The sequence below is a fragment of the Streptomyces sp. H27-H1 genome (genome assembly GCF_026627445.1).
GTDB lineage: Bacteria > Actinomycetota > Actinomycetes > Streptomycetales > Streptomycetaceae > Streptomyces.
On sequence record NZ_JAPNLJ010000022.1, the window covers coordinates 25782 to 41328 of the forward strand.

Here is a 15547-nt window from a genome sequence, read left to right on the forward strand (position 1 = left end):
GCTGACCCGCAGCCGGTGGACGCGGGCTGAGGGAGGAGCGGCCGGGGCGTCCTTTGTCACCGCCACCGCCGCTGAAACGGGCGGAGAGCGGCCGGAGAGTGGCCGGAGAAGGCGGGGAATGCGGAGAAAATACAGAATCCGTGCAGTCTTCTTTGCGACGTTGGTCCTTCGACCCCGCACCCCGGGGCCCGGTGGGAGGAGCGAACATGGGGACAGCACGGGACGCCGTACTCGAGTACGCCGCGGGCACCTTACGGCTGCTGCCCGGCCAGGCCGTGGTGACCTCCGCGGTGCTCCAGGGGCCGCCCGCCGCCCTCCTGGAGCGGATCCCGCAGCTGGTGCGCGGTTTCGCGGGCGAACGGGCCGACGGCGGGGCTCTGTTCCGCGCGGCGGCTGGACTCCCGGGGGAGACGGCCGCCCCGGGCCGGTCCTCCGGGGCGGACGACGGGCGGGGCTGCGCCCTGGTGCAGTCCCTGCCCGCGCTGAGCCGGGAGTCGGTGGGGAGCGTGATGGCCTCCCGCGCGGACCGGCTCACCGAGGCCGCCGACCGGCTGCACTGGGAGCTGGCCGAGCGAGGGGACCTGTCCGAGGGCCCCGCCGCCGGGCGCCTCGCCGCCCGGTACGCGCTCTGCTACGCAGGGGCCGCCCTCCTCTGGCTGTGGCGGGCGGGCGGGGAGAGCTGTCAGGAGTGGACGTACGAGGCCGTGGACGCCGTCCTGTCGGCACTGGAAGACCCCTCCCGCGTGCCGGACGTCCGGGCCGCGCTCGCCCTGCTCCCTGCCTGAGGATCGCCAACAGCCTCGTTCAGGCGGCGAGTGCGCCTGACAGGGCCTGCTGGAAGGTGCGGGTGAGCAGCGGGCCGGGGCCGACGCCCAGCTGGTCGGCGAGCAGTTCCCGGCCGGAGTGGAACTGGAGCAGGGCCGCCGCGGGCTGGCCCGCACGGCACTGGGCGGTCATCAGCAGGCAGCGCAGCCGCTCCCGCAGCGGGTACCGGGCAACCAGTCTGGTCAGTTCGGCGACCAGGCCGTGCGGTAGCCCGGTGGCGAGCTCCGCCTCGGCCCGGTCCTCCAGGGCCGTCAGCCGGGCCTCCTCCAGCCAGGGGCGCTCCTCCTGGGCCAGTTGCTCGGTGGTGTCGGCCAGGGCTTCGCCCTGCCAGAGGCCGAGCGCCGATCGCAGGACGGCGGCGGCCCGTGGCGCGTCCCCCTGTCGCAGCAGCGTGCCGCCGAGCGCCGCACGCTCCGCGAACAGGCGGTGGTCGCAGGCCAGTTGTCCCGGGGTGGCCGACAGGCGGTAGCCGCGTCCCACCCGTTCGAGCCGGGCGGCCCCGTCGAGGGGGGCGCGCAGCCGGGAGGCGTAGGTGTGCAGCTGGGCGACGGAGCGGGCCGGGGGGCGCTCGCCCCACAGGGCGCGGATCAGGCGGCTGTCGGGGACGACCCGTCCCTCGGCGAGCAGCAGTGCGGCGAGGACCGTGCGGGGCTTCGGGCCGCCCAGGGCGTTCTCCGCGTCCCCGGACGCGGCCCGGATGCGGACCGGTCCGAGCAGTGCTGTCTCCAGAAGGGGCGTCATGGGAAGCGACCGTATGCGGGCGGCGCATCCTCCCGGTATCGGCCGCTTATCGGTGGTCCGGACGCCGATTCGGCCGGGCTCGTTCCCTCTGTCGAATCTGTGGCCCAGCTATTATGATCATGACAACTTTCAGGGATGGGGCCCGGGTTGGCGTCGATACGGTTCGGTCTGCTCGGGACACTCCGGCTGACATGCGAGGACCGGGAGATCCGGCTCGGCGGAGCCCGTCAGCGCGCGGTGCTGGCCCTGCTCCTGTTGCGGCACGGCCGCACGGTCTCGGTGGACGAACTCGCCGAGACCGTCTGGGACGGTTCGCCGCCGCCCACCGCCCGGACCCAGATCTCCATCTGCGTCGCCCAGCTGCGCAAGCTGCTGCGGGAGGCGGGCGTCGACGGCGAGGCCATCGTCACCTCCCACCCCGGGTACCGGCTCGACACCAAGGGCCACGGACTCGACCTCGTGGACTTCCTCTCGCTGACCGGGCAGGCCTCCGCGCTGGCGGGCTCCGGCTGCCCGGCGGAGGCCGCCGACGCCTACCGGCGGGCCCTCGCCCTGTGGCGGGGCCCTGCCCTGAACGGCCTGACCGGCTACGCGCTGGAGCAGGAGGCCTGCTGGCTGGAGGAGCAGCGGCTGACCGCGCTGGACGGCCACGCCGAACTGCGGCTCACCCTGGGCCGCCACCAGGAGCTCACCGCCGAACTGGCCGCCCTGGTCAGGGAGCACCCGCTGCGGGAGCGCACCCGGCACTCGCTTATGCTCGCCCAGTACCGCTCCGGCCACCGCGCCGACGCCCTGGAGACCTTCCGCACCGGGCACCAGCTGAGCGTCGACGAGCTGGGGCTAGAACCCGGCGCCGCACTGCGGGAGCTGCACAACGCGGTCCTCTGCGAGGACCCGGCCATCGCGGCCCCGCCGACCGTCCCCGAGCCCGTCGCGGCCGTCGCATCTGCCGTGCCCGTCGCGCCCGTTGCACCCGTTACGGCCCAGGGGCCTGAGACCTCGCCCGCAGACTCCCCGGGCGAGGCCCCCGCCGACCGCCGCCCAGCCGCGCCCGCAGCCCCGCCGCTCGCCCCGTCCGACCTCCCCCCGAACATCCCCTCCTTCACCGGCCGCACCGGCGAGACCGAGGTCCTCGACGCCCTGCTGGGCGGCCGCCCCGACGGCGAGCCGCCCCGGGTCGCCCTGGTCACCGGGGTGGCCGGGATCGGCAAGACCGCACTGGCCGTGCACTGGTCGCACCGCGCGGCCGCCTCCTTCCCGGACGGCTGCCTCCATGTGGACCTGGGCTCCGCCCCGGCCGCCCCCGGCGAGGTGCTGGGCCGCCTGCTGCGCTCGCTCGGCGCGCCCGGCGACCGGCTGCCCGACGACGAGGCGTCCCGGGTCTCGCTCTACCGCAGGCTGCTGCGCGGCCGCCGGCTCCTCGTCGTCCTGGACGACGCCTCCTCGTTCGCGCAGGTCGCCCCGCTGCTGCCGGCCAACGGCGGCTGCTGTGTGGTCGTCACCAGCCGGGAGAACATGGAGGAGCTGGTGCTGCGGCACGGCGCCGTCCGGGTGCCGCTCGGGGTGCTGGACCGGGCCGACTCCACCGCCCTGCTCGACCGGATCGTCACCGGCGGCCGCACCGCCGCCTTCCCCGCGCAGACGGCCCGGCTGGCCGAACTCTGCGACGGGCTGCCGCTCGCCCTCTGCATCGCCGCCGCCCGGCTGGCCACCCGGCCCCACTGGAACGTGCGCCGCCTCGCCGACCGGCTCGCCGACGAGCACCGACGCCTGGACGAGCTCAGCCTCGGCGGGAGCCGGGTCCGGGCCAGCTTCGAACTGAGCCACGGCTGCCTGGCGCCACACCTCGCCTCCGTGTACCGGCGGCTCTCCCTGCTGGACGTCCCCGACGTGCCGGCCTGGGCCGTCGCCGCCCTCCTGGACTGCCCGGTGGAGACCGCCGAGCAGTACCTGGACGAACTCACCGACGCCCACCTCCTGGAAGTCTCCGGTCCGGACGCCACCGGCCAGTACCGCTACCGTTTCCAGAGTCTGCTCCGCCTCTACGCGCGCGAACGCGCCCAAGAGGACCCCGACCGCCCGGCTGCCGAGGCGGCCCGGGACCGGGCGCTGCACAGCTGGCTGACCGTCGCCGAGGCCGCCCACCGCCGCGAGTACGGCGGCGACCACTCCGTGGTGCACGGCCCGGCCCCCCGCCCGCACGTCGACCGGGACCTCCTGGACGACCTGCTGGCCCGCCCGCTGGACTGGTTCGACTCCGAACGCCACTGCCTGGTGGCGGCCGTCACCCAGTCCGCCCGGCTGGGACTCGCCGCGCTCGCCTGGGACCTGGCCGCCTCCACCGTCGGCTTCTGCGAGATCCGCAGCAACACCGACGACTGGCGCCGCCTCTGCGAGGAGGGCCTGGCGGCCTCCCGGGCCGCCGGGGACCGGCAGGGCGAGGGCGTGATGCTCGGCGAGCTGGGCGCCGCCCTGCTCTACCGGGGCGAGTCGGAGGCCTCGGTCCGGCTCCTGGAGGAGGCGGACGGCGTACTGCGGGCCGGCGGCGAGGTCTACGGGGCCGCGCTGAACGCCTGCAAGCTGGCCGTCGTGGTCCGCCAGCGGGGCGACGCGGGCGCGGCACGCGCACTCCTGCACGGGGCGCTGCCCGCGCTGCGGGCCGCAGGGGACCTCTCCGCGCAGGCCCACGCGCTCAACAACCTCGCCCAGATCACCCTGGACGCGGGGGACCCGGAGGAGGCCGTACGCCTCGGCCGGGAGGCGGTCGGGCTGGCCCGGGGGCTGGGAGCGACCCGGGGCGCGGCCCAGGCCTTCCACCGACTGGGGCGCGCCCTGCTGGCGGCCGGGCGGCTGCCGGAGGCGGAGGAAGCACTGACCGGGGCGGCCGGAATCGTCCGCGCCAAGCACGACCGGCTGGGCATGGCCTACGTTCTGCTGGGTCTGGCCGAGGCCCGCCTGCGGGCCGGCCGCGCCGACGAGGCCGACGCGGACCTCACCGCCGCCCTCGCCCTGGCCGAGGAGACCGGCAGCACCGTCCTGCTGGGCCGTCTGCGCCTGCTTCGGGTCGAACTCGAGGAGGCGCGGGCGCCGGGCGCGGAGCTCCCACAGGAGGCGTGACCCGGGCCGCCGCTCAGTCCCAGGGCTCGGTCTGTACGACCGTCGTCGTCCCACCGGCCGCGGCCGTCACCGTCGCCCCACCGGCCACCGCGGTACCGGCTGCCAGTACAACACCCGCGATGACCGCCGCGACCGCCACAACCGCCTTGACCAGACGCTCGTTCCCCATGTCCCCACTCCCTCTCACTCCTCGCCCACCGGACTGCGGCCCCTTGCCGGTCCGTTCCCCGGGCGACTTGCTCTGATGTCAGCAGACGTTAGGCGAGGGGGACTTCGAATCCTTATCGGCCCGTTATCCCTTCCTTTTCCTGCCCCTCCCACCTGCGGAAAAGGGCGCGGCCCCCAGCGGGGGAGCCGGGGGCCGCGCGGTCGGGAGTGGTTCGGAGTGGTCCTGACAGGACCGGTCAGAACTTCAGGGTCCAGTGGTCGAGCGTCCCGGAGGAGCCGGCCGAGATGTCCTCGACCCGGAGCTTCCACACCCCGCTCGCCGGGGAGGCGGAGGCGTCCACCGTGAACACCTGCTGGATCACGCCGTTGCCCTCGTCCTCCACGGACTCCTTGACCAGGTACACCTTGCCGTCCGGGGCGACCAGGTGGACGTCCAGGTCACCGCGCCAGGTGTGGGTGGCGTGCAGGTACACCTGGAGGTTCTTCGGCGCGTTGCCCGCGATGCCGGTGACGGTGACCGGGACCTCGATGGTGCCCGGGTCGGGGACCGAGTGCGGGGTCTGCACCTCGTACGCGGGGAACGTCATCGACCAGGCGTTGAGGGTGCCGACGGAGCCGGTGTACGGGTCGGAGACCTTCAGCGTCCACGTGCCGTCCGCGGGCGAGGCGGAGGCGTCCACCCGGTAGGTCTCGCGGAGCACGCCGCCGTTCTCGGTGGCGGCGGTGGAAGTCGAACGCAGCGGGTAGGTCCGGCCGTCCGGGGAGAGCAGGTCGATCCGGACGTCGCCGCGCCACTCGTGGGTGATGTCCACGGCGACCTGGAGGGCGGCCGGGGCCTTGCCGCCGATGCCGGCCACCGTGAGGCCGGAGGTGACCGAGCCGCCGTCCGGGACGCTGAGGTTGCCGGTCATGGCGTAGGGCGTGGGGAAGTTCAGCGACCAGCCGAGGAGGGTGCCCTTGGAGCCGGCCGAGGTGTCCTGGATCTGCAGCTTCCAGGTGCCGGAGGCGGGGGAGGCGGAGGCGTCCACGGTGAAGCCGCCGAGCGCGCCGGCGCCCTCGGTGGAGGTGGTGGACTTCAGGCGGTACAGCTTCCCGTCGGGGGCCACCAGGTCGATCTTGAGGTCGCCGCGCCAGGAGTGGGTGCCCTCCAGCTCGACCCGGAGCGCCTTGGGCGCGTTGCCGGGCACCCCGGTGACGGTCAGCGGGGCCTCTACGGTGCCCGGGTCCGGGATGGGCCGGTCGGTGTCGTCGAAGACCTGGGAGGGGCGCGGCCGGGCGGCCGGCTCCGGCTCCGGGGCGGCCGTGTCGACGACGGCCTTGCCGAGGTCGATCCGGGGGGTGACGGCCCCGGTGTACGTGATCGGCGTACCGGTGGTGCCCAGCATGGCCACCAGGTTCGCGATGCTCTGCGCCGGGTACTTCTGGCGCAGCACCGCCAGGGCCCCCGCCACGTGCGGGGCCGCCATCGAGGTGCCGCTCTTCGCCGCGTAGCCGCTGCCCGGGACCGAGGACACCACGGCCGCACCGGGTGCCATCACGTCCAGCAGCGGGCCGCGGTTGCTGAACGACGCCACCTGGTCGTCGTTGGTCGTCGCACCGACCGTCACTGCCGACGGGATGCAGCCGGGGGCGTTGACCGCGTCGCCGTACCCGTTGTTACCGGCCGCGACCACCGTCGCCACGCCCACCGAGTACAGGCTGTCGATCACGGACTTGCGGGGGTCGGTGTCGCAGGCCGTGGTCCAACGGCCCGCACCCAGAGACATGTTGGCCGCGACGATGTCCATGCCGGACTGCCTCAGCGCGTACACTTTCTCCAGCGCCTTGATCTGCGAGCTGGTGAAGCTCAGCACGCAGGGGCTGTTGCCCGCGCCGCAGTAGTCGTCGGAGTCGAAGCGGGAGAACACCTGCATCGCAACGATGTTCGCGCCCGGGGCCACTCCGCGCTTGGGGGCGCCGCTCAGGCCGGTCCCGTTGCCGACGGCTATGCCCGCCACATGGGTGCCGTGCGAGCAGGCCGCGCCCAGTTCCGCGCAGCTGCCGGCGTCGGCGTCGGCGCTGCCGGTGCCCTCCTGGGCGACCTCGCCGTTCGGGCAGAGGCTGGTCGCGCCGTAACTCTCGTCGTTCACCGAGAAGCAGGCCTCGGCCGTCACCCGGCCGCTGAGGAAGGGGTGGTTCTTCGCGACACCGGTGTCGATCACCGCGACCGCGGTGCCCGCCCCGGTGGCACCGGCGGCGAACGCCTTGTCCGCGCCGATCCGGACCGTCGAGCTGTCCAGCATCGGGCGGACCGGGACGTCCTCCGTCACGCTCACCACGTCCGGGTTGGAGCGGAGTTCGGTGAGCCCCGCCTGGTTCACCGTGAGGGTGACCATCGGCAACCGGTCGTACGCCACCTCCGTCTCGCCCGCCGCGGCGGCCGTGGCCACGTCGGAGCGGGTCTGGGTCACCACGTTCACCCGGACCGTGCCGCCGCCCTCGGTCCCGGTCTCCAGCGCCGGGTCCACCGGGACCTCGCCGGCGGCCGCCGCCGGGGCCACCCCGACCAGGGGCACCAGGCCTGCCGGCAGTGCACCGAGCAGCAGGCCCGAGGCCATCGCGACGGCCACAACAGATCTCTTCACGGCAGGCTCCAGGGAGTAGGCACCGAGCGGGCGGTGCCGCGGCGGTAAGTAAGAAGAGGGGGCAACTCGCTCATGAGACCCGCGAGTTCTGGGCCGGAAGTTCAAGGGGGTGGGGCCGTGTGCTCAGGCCCCGGGGCGGGGGACGGGGCAGCAGCGTTGTTCAGCTGCCCGGTCCCCCTGCGATCACGCTGCCCGTCAGGTGGCGTTGGCGCCGTTCTTCGGGTGGCCGCCGTAGAAGACCGCGGTGTAGTACGTGTACGCGGTGGACCGGCAGGCGCTCTTCCAGAAGTACGCCGGGCAGGTGTTGTAGTACAGGATGTTGTAGAACGCGACGTCGGTGGCGATGCCCTTGTTGCGGTCCAGGTAGTAGCGGTAGCCCTTGTAGCTGTTGCCGATGGTGCCGTAGCCGTAGTCGTGCGAGTCGCAGGCGGCACGGAAGTCCCAGCCGGCGGGCTTGTCGGCAGCGCTGGTGCAGTGGTCCTTCTCGACGCCCATGATCCAGGCGCCGGTCGGGGTCTTGCGCCAGCTCGGGTTGCGCCAGCCGTAGTGGGCGACCTTGGTCGCACAGCCGCTGTACTGGTACCACATCCACGTCTCGGGCCGGGAGCAGTAGCTCGGGTAGGCCTGGGCGGAGGTGATCTCGCCGCCGGCGAAGTCCTCGGCGGCCGGGGCGATCCCGTCCCCCTGGGCCAGGCTGGGGGCGCCCTGGACGCTGCTGCCGGCTTCCGGACGGATCCCGGTGGTCTCCACCGACTGCGGGGCGGCCGCATCACCGGAGAAGGTCAGCTGCCAGGACGCGCCGTCCTCGGCGGAGGCGGCGATCACCCGGTCCGAGGCGTCGTAGCTGTAGGTGTTGAGCTGGCTGCCGGCCGCCGGGTCGTCGACCTTGCGGAGCAGGCCGGAGCCGTCGTACGAGTAGCGGGCCAGGGTCTGCACGGTCTGGCCGACGGTGACGGTGATGTCCTTGACCTGGCCGGCGACATCGCCGAGGGTCTGGCCGGAGGCGGTGCTGGTCGTCGCGTAGTTGACCTTGACGGTCTGCGCCGGGACGTCGGCACGCGCCGGGTCCTTGACGGTGGAGACGCGGCCGGTGCTGTCGTAGGTGACCGTCGTCTGCTTGAAGGCGGCGCTGCCGACCGCCGTCACCCGCCAGTTGTCGCCGCTGCCGCCGACCTGCTTCCAGGTGTAGGACGGCTTGAGGGAGGTGGCCGGGACCGGGTTGCCGGAGGAGTCCAGCGGTACGTCGTCACCGGAGGCGACCTGGGCGAGGTCGATGTTGAGCGTCTCGGTGACCGTGGTCTTCAGCATGCCCGCGAGGTCGTCCCACTGCACGTTCTCCACCAGCGTGGAACCGTCGGACGCCTTGTAGGTGTTGATGCTGCCGCCGTTGGCGCCGGCCACCGAGTCGGTCAGGCCGTAGCGGACGGACTCGGCGGTGTCCAGGTCGGTGGTGGTGATCGAACCGGAGCCGGGGACCAGCTTGCGGTTCAGCTGGCCGCCGACGAACTCGGCCTCCCAGCTCGGACCGAACACCCCGAGGTCGGCGCGGGCGGCCGGGGCGTCCTGGGCCTGGGCGACGCCCGGCCCGTTCCCGTCCACCGTGTGGGTACGGCTCATCAGGCCGTACGACACGTCGTTCTCGGATATCTGGAAGCTGTCGTCGGCCGACTGGTACATGCCCGGGCCGATCAGCTGGGTCTCCCCGGTCTCCAGCGCCGGGGAGGGGATGTCCTCGGCGATGGCCGACTGCGGGAGCAGCAGGGCCAGCGACATCGCCGCCACTGCGGGAAGCGCGATTCTGCGCACGTTCGGTTCCTTCGGGTTACCGGCGGCATACGGTCCAGGCCCTCGCGGCCGGCCCCTGTCTCGCCTGTTCGAACCGGTCGTTCTCGGCCGGCAACGAGAAACTTAGGAACTCGCCCCTTCGATCCGTTATGCCTCCGCCATCGCCCGCCCCGATACCTCGCCGATGGCGCCCGGTTGCCCGTACGGTGACGCCCGGCGCCTCGGCGCCCCGCTACCGCCGGCGGGCGTCCTCGCGCCTGGGCCCGGTGACGTAGGCCTCACAGCCTCCCCGGACGGAACCGGCGGGCCCCCCGATAGCGTTCTTACTGCGGACGTGGACCGGCGCTGGAGGGGATGCAGCCATGGAACTGACTGGAGAAATCGCCCTGATTCGGGACGGACGGGGTGATCCGGCGCGCCTGGTGGGTGAGTTTCGGCGGGCGGCGCTGCTCGTTCCGCTCACGGACGGTCCCGGTAGCGGTCTGATGTCGGCGGTGTCGGGTGGAATCCGCTGGGTCTACGCCTTCACCGACGAGGAGGCGCTGACGCGGTTCGCGCAGACGCGCGGGGAGGCGGGCGCCGGCCGGGAGTGGGAGTTCCTTTCGGTGCTGGGTGCGCGGCTGGTGGACGTGGTGGTTCCGATGGCGGACGGCCCGGCGGGTGTGGTGGTGAACGTGGCGGATGAGGACGGGTCGATGTTCTTTCCGCCGGTGGCGGGGATCGTTCCCGACGGCAGCGCCGTGGACCTCGTCGACGGCCGGGAGGCGCTCTGATGGCGGGGGACGGGGACCTCGAGGTCTCGCCGGCGGCGGTCAAGAACATCCAGGACGGTCTGCGGGCGGCGATCGGCGAGCTGCGGGAGTCGGGGGACGCGGCGGGCGCTTCGATGGGTGCGGGTTTCGAGAACCTGTCGATGACGGGGATGGAAGCCGGGCACGCGGGCGTGGCGACCGATTTCGAGGACTTCTGCGAGCGCTGGGAGTGGGGGGTGCGGAGTCTGGTGCAGAACGCGAGCACGCTCGCCCAGTCGTTGGGGATCGCGGCGGGCACGGTGTGGGAGGAGGAGCAGTACCTCCAGGGTTCCTTCAAGGTGGTGGCGAACGCGGCGTACGGCAATCCGCACGCGAGCGAGGACGAGATCGAGCAGAAGAAGTGGGGGGACATCTTCAGCGCGGACGTCTACAAGCCCGACTACAGCCAGGAATCCTTCGAGAAGAGCAACGAGCAGATCCGGCAGACCTGGTCGGACACCGGGGACAAGCTGACGTCCACGGGGAAGATCGGCTCTCTGAACGACCTGCTGGAGCAGGCCAAGCGTGATGGGGACGGTCACTGATGGGCTGGCGGGACTTCGTACCGGATGTCGTCGAGGACGGTGTCGAGAAGGGCGCGGAGAAGGTCGGGGACGCGGTCGAGTGGGCCGGCGACAAGACGGCCGACCTCGCGGAGGACGTGGGTCTTGACGACGCGGGTGACTGGATCCGCGACAAGAGCCGCTCGGCCGCCAATCAACTCGGTGCGGACGTCGCCGAATTGGAGCTGGGCCAGACCGAGGACCCGAAGAAGCTGGTCTACGGCAGCGTGTCGAAGATACGCGCCCAGGTCTCGCACCTGAACGACTTCAAGGCCTCCTTCGACAAGGTCGGCAACGGCCTGAAGGGCATGGGCGAGCCGGACGGGCTGAGGGGCAGGGCGGCGGACTCCTTCCGTGAGGCGGTGTCGAAGGAGCCGCCGCGCTGGTTCAAAGCCTCGGAGGCGTTCGGGAAGGCCGCCGACGCGATGGGCCGGTTCGCGGAGACCGTGGAGTGGGCCCAGGGCCAGGCCAAGGAGGCCCTGGAGGAATACAACAAGGCCAAGAAGACCTCCACCGACGCCCGCACCGCCCACAACAAGCTGGTCGACACCTACAACGACGCGCTCAAAACGAAGCAGGACCCGCTGCCGCCCCGCCCCTCGGAGAACTTCACCGACCCGGGTACCGCGCTCGCCACGGCCGCGCAGGACAAGCTCGACACCGCCCGCAAGCAGCGCAACGATGTCGCGGAGACGGTCCGTTCGGCGGTGCGGGCGGCGCGGGATGCGGCCCCGCCGAAGCCCTCGTACGCGAAGCAGCTCGGCGACGGCATGGACTACATGGACCTCGCCAAGACGCACCTGACCGGCGGTGTCATCAAGGGCACGGCCGGGATCGTGAACTTCGCCCGTGCGCTGAATCCGACGGATCCGTACAACCTGACGCACCCGGCCGAGTACGTGACGAACCTGAACTCGACGGCGGCGGGTCTGGTCACGGCGGCCAACGACCCGATGGGCGCGGGCAAGCAGATGCTCGACGAGTTCATGAAGGACCCCTCCGAGGGCATCGGCAAGCTGATCCCGGAACTCGTCGGTTCCAAGGGCCTGGGCTCGTTGAAGAAGATCGGCTCCGCCGCCAAACACGCCGACGACCTCAAGGGGCCCGGCCGCACCGCCCTGGACGCGGACGGCCCCCACGTGCGCGAAACGCCGGATGTCGCGAAGCGGTACGACAACACCGACCCGATCGACCTGGCCACCGGCCGGATGTTCCTCCCGCAGACCGACATCGTGCTGCCCGGCGTCCTGCCGCTGGCCTTCATCCGGCGCGCGGAATCGGGGTACACCGCCGGCCGCTGGTTCGGGCCGACCTGGGCGTCGACGATCGACCAGCACCTGGAGGTCGACCCGGAGGGCGTCGTCCTCGTCACCGACGACGGCCTGATCGTCGCCTACCCGCATGCCGCCCCCGGCGTCCCCGTCCTGCCGGTGTCCGCCTCCGCGCCCCGCCACCCCCTCGAGCGCACTCCGGACGGCGACTGGACCCTCACCGACCCCGCTGCCGGGCAGGTCCGCCGCTTCACCCCGCCCGCCGGCGACCCGGACGGCGACGGTGCCGCGCCGATCGCCCAGCTGGAGGACCGCAACGGGAACCTCGTCACCTTCGAGTACGACGCTGACGGCACCCCGCTGGGCATGGCCCACTCCGGCGGATACCACCTTCGCTTCGAGACCGCCGAAGGCCGCATCACCGCCCTCCACCTCGACGGCGGCCCGCGCATCCTCGGCTACGGCTACACGGCCGGACATCTCACGGAGGTCGTCAACTCCTCCGGTCTGCCACTGCGCTTCACCTACGACGACCGCGGCCGCATCACATCCTGGACCGACACCAACAACCGCTCCTACACCTACGTCTACGACGAGCGGAACCGCTGCGTCGCGGAGGGCGGCGGCGAGGGACACATGGTGCTGCGCCTGGCCTACGACGCCCTCGACGAGGCAACGGGCCACCGCGTCACCGAGACCGTCACGGGTGAGGGGCACACTCGCCGGTACCTCGTCGACGACACGTACCGGATCGTGGCCGACACCGATCCCCTCGGCAACACCACGCGCTAGGTGCGCGACCGCCGTAACCTTCTGCTCGCACAGACGGATCCGCTCGGCCGCACCACCTCCTACCGCCACGACGACGACGGCAACCTCGTCTCCATGACGCGCGCCGACGGGCGCGAGAGCACGGCCCGCCACAACGAACTCGGCCAGCCCGTCCATGTCAGAAGGGCCGACGGCCACGTTGTCCGGTACGCCTACGATGAGCGCGGCAACCGGGTCTCGGCCACCGACTCGCTCAACAGGGCCACCCGCTTCACCTACGACGAGGCGGGCGGCCTCACCTCGGTCACCGACTCCCAGGGCAGCACGACCGCCATCCGCTGCGACCGCGTCGGCCTCCCCGTCGAAGTCACCGATCCGCTCGGTGCCACCACCCGCTTCGAGCGGGACGCCTTCGGCCGGCCCACGGTCGTCACCGATCCGACAGGCGCCACCACGTATCTGGAGTGGACGGTCGAGGGCAGGCCCGCGCGCCGCGTCCACGCGGACGGCGCCGTGGAGAGCTGGACCTGGGACGGTGAGGGCAACTGCACCAGCCACACCGACCGGCTCGGCGGGGTCTCCCGGTTCGAGTACACCGAGTTCGACGTCCTCACCGCCCGCACGGGACCCGACGGAGTCCGCCACACCTTCCGGCACGACGCCGAACTACGCCTCACCGAGGTGACCAACCCCCAAGGCCTGACGTGGAACTACGCGTACGACCCCGCGGGACGCCTGACCTCCGAGACGGACTTCGACGACCGCACGATCACCTACGTCCACGGGCCCACCGGCAGCCTCATGTCGCGCGCGAACGCACTGGGTCAGACCACCGCGTTCGAGCGCAACGCACTCGACCAGATCGTCCGCAAGGACGCCGACGGCAGCGTCACCACCTACGCCTACGACCTCACCGACCAGCTCGCCCAAGTCCAGGGCCCCGACGGAACGACCGTCACCCTGCTGCGCGACCGCGAGGGTCGCCTGCTGTCGGAGACCGTCGATGGACGGGCTCTCACCTACACCTACGACGAGCTGGGCCGGCGTACGGGCCGCACCACGCCGACCGGTGCGACGGCGACGTGGAGCTACGACGGCGCGGGCCGCCGCACGAGCATGACGGCCTCGGGCCGCTCTCTCGACTTCACCTACGACGCCGCGGGCCGTGAGGTGACGCGCCGCGTCGGCGACGAGCTCGTCCTGAGCCACGTCTTCGACCCCGTGGGGCGCCTCACGGCCCAGACGGTCACCGGCCCGGCCGGGGCCCGCGTACGGCACCGCAGCTACACCTACCGGGCGGACGGCCACCTCACCGCAGTCGACGAAGCCGGCAGCGGACGGCAGGAATACGAGCTCGACCGCGCCGGACGGGTCACCGGGGTACGGGCGGCGGACTGGACCGAGAACTACGCCTACGACCAGGCCGGCAACCAGACCTTCGCGTCATGGCAGACGGAGCACACCGGCCATGTGGCCAACGGCGTGCGCGCCTACGAGAAGAACCGGATCCTTCGCGCGGGAGCCGTGCGCTATGAGCACGACGGGCTCGGCCGCGTCACCGTGCGGCGCAAGACGCGTCCGTCCCGCAAGCCGGACGTCTGGCGCTACGAGTGGGACGTCGAGGACCGTCTCGTCCGCGCCACCACTCCGGACGGTGCCGTGTGGAGTTACCTCTACGATCCCCTCGGCCGCCGCACGGCCAAGCTCCGCCTCGCCGCGGACGGCCGGACCGTCACCGAGCGGACCGATTTCACCTGGGACGGGAACACCCTGTGCGAGCAGACCAGCAGCTCGGACGATCTGCCTCACCTGGTCACCATCACCTGGGACCACCAGGACATCCGGCCGATAGCCCAGACGGAACGCATTCTCGACGCATCCCGGGAAGAAATCGACTCCCGGTTCTTCGCGATCGTCACCGACCTGGTCGGCACCCCCACCGAGCTCGTCGACGAGTCCGGCAACGTGGCGTGGCACAACCGTTCCACGCTGTGGGGCATCACCACGTGGGCGTCGAACAGCACCGCTTATACGGCTCTGCGCTTTCCGGGCCAGTACGCCGACCCGGAGACCGGCCTTCACTACAACCACTTCCGCCACTACGACCCCGAGACCGCCCGATATCTCACCTCGGACCCCCTGGGCCTCACCCCGGCGCCGAACCCCTACAGCTACGTGGCGAACCCGCACGCGTGGACGGACTACCTGGGCCTGGCCCCGGACTACATCCCGATCTACCGCACGCCCAAGGGGGCCCACGCCCAGTACGAGCTCGACCACGGGCCGAACCCGGCCAACCACCAGCCCGGGGTGGACATCGGCGGCGGTATCATGTCGGACGGCAAGATCTACTTTGGCGAACGGGCCGTGGCCGCGGAGTACGCCGGGCCGACGGGAGCGAACTTCGCCAAGGGAATGGTCAAGTACGAAATGCACCCGTCGTTCCTCGAAGAGTTCGGTGACCATGCGAAGGTCCACGACAGGAACGGGCCGAACGGCGCGCCGCGCCTCGAGTTCGAGATCCCTGTGGACAAGCTCGACCGGTTCAACGAGCTCACCCAGGGCCGCAGCTGGGTCGAAATCTTTGGAGGGCCCAATTGAGGTTCCGTGATCATCAAGAACTCGACGTGACGGTCGTCGCGGTCGCTCCCGTGGGCGCGAAGGTGGAAGTGGACGGATCCGCCGACGCATTCGGATTCATCGACCAGGTGAAGCACCCGTCGTGGCGGGACGAGAACGTGGCGCCGCCGCGCGCCGGCGACAAGCTCCACGTCTGTGTGCTGGACGCCACCCGCGAGCCGTTTCCCCGTCTGAGCGCGCTGCAGAACGACATCGACGTCGCCCGGCGCCTGAGGGGCGACGCCTAGCATGGAGTGACAGTGACGACAGGT

The 15547-nt window shown here is 72.0% G+C and carries 9 protein-coding genes and 1 pseudogene; 6 read left to right on the plus strand and 4 right to left on the minus strand.

Annotated elements, in window-relative coordinates:
* Positions 1 to 206 precede the first annotated feature (206 nt).
* Positions 207 to 785, plus strand: a complete 579-nt coding sequence (locus OTB20_RS23475; RefSeq protein ID WP_267820342.1) for a hypothetical protein — start codon at positions 207 to 209, stop codon at positions 783 to 785.
* A gap of 19 nt (positions 786 to 804) precedes the next feature.
* On the opposite strand, the gene OTB20_RS23480 is transcribed toward OTB20_RS23475, so the two are convergent.
* A complete protein-coding gene (locus tag OTB20_RS23480; protein WP_267820343.1) occupies positions 805 to 1566 on the minus strand; it encodes an AfsR/SARP family transcriptional regulator in 762 nt (253 codons plus the stop codon).
* Between the two features lie 147 nt (positions 1567 to 1713).
* Here OTB20_RS23480 and OTB20_RS23485 point away from each other — a divergent pair, with 147 nt between their 5' ends.
* The gene (locus OTB20_RS23485) at positions 1714 to 4683 is read left to right on the plus strand and encodes an AfsR/SARP family transcriptional regulator (RefSeq protein ID WP_267820344.1); all 2970 of its coding nucleotides are present in this window, start codon (positions 1714 to 1716) and stop codon (positions 4681 to 4683) included.
* A gap of 13 nt (positions 4684 to 4696) precedes the next feature.
* Here OTB20_RS23485 and OTB20_RS23490 read toward each other — a convergent pair whose 3' ends face one another.
* The 3 genes from OTB20_RS23490 to OTB20_RS23500 form a co-directional block, all read right to left on the minus strand.
* Positions 4697 to 4852 (minus strand): hypothetical protein, encoded by a 156-nt coding sequence (locus tag OTB20_RS23490; protein WP_267820346.1) that lies wholly within the window; start codon positions 4850 to 4852, stop codon positions 4697 to 4699.
* A gap of 235 nt (positions 4853 to 5087) precedes the next feature.
* Entirely contained in the window at positions 5088 to 7475 is a 2388-nt protein-coding gene (locus tag OTB20_RS23495) for a proprotein convertase P-domain-containing protein (protein WP_267820348.1), read from the minus strand.
* Positions 7476 to 7670: 195 nt separating this feature from the next.
* Positions 7671 to 9281: a phospholipase A2 gene (locus tag OTB20_RS23500; protein WP_267820350.1), complete on the minus strand. Its 1611-nt coding sequence runs from the start codon at positions 9279 to 9281 to the stop codon at positions 7671 to 7673.
* 341 nt (positions 9282 to 9622) lie between these two features.
* On the opposite strand from OTB20_RS23500, the gene OTB20_RS23505 reads away from it, so the two are divergent.
* The 4 genes and pseudogenes from OTB20_RS23505 (at position 9623) to OTB20_RS23525 (ending at position 15523) form a co-directional block, all read left to right on the plus strand.
* Positions 9623 to 10033, plus strand: coding sequence for an SseB family protein (locus OTB20_RS23505; protein WP_267820352.1), 411 nt, complete (start codon positions 9623 to 9625; stop codon positions 10031 to 10033).
* On the plus strand, positions 10033 to 10596 hold the full coding sequence (locus OTB20_RS23510; protein ID WP_267820354.1) for a hypothetical protein: 564 nt from the start codon (positions 10033 to 10035) through the stop codon (positions 10594 to 10596). The genes OTB20_RS23505 and OTB20_RS23510 overlap by 1 nt, the downstream gene beginning before the upstream one ends.
* Positions 10596 to 15257 (plus strand): annotated as a pseudogene (locus OTB20_RS42855) (putative T7SS-secreted protein). Before OTB20_RS23510 ends, OTB20_RS42855 begins: the two are co-directional and overlap by 1 nt.
* Positions 15254 to 15523 (plus strand): hypothetical protein, encoded by a 270-nt coding sequence (locus tag OTB20_RS23525; RefSeq protein WP_267820361.1) that lies wholly within the window; start codon positions 15254 to 15256, stop codon positions 15521 to 15523. The pseudogene OTB20_RS42855 and the gene OTB20_RS23525 overlap by 4 nt, the downstream one beginning before the upstream one ends.
* The last annotated feature ends 24 nt before the right edge of the window (positions 15524 to 15547 follow it).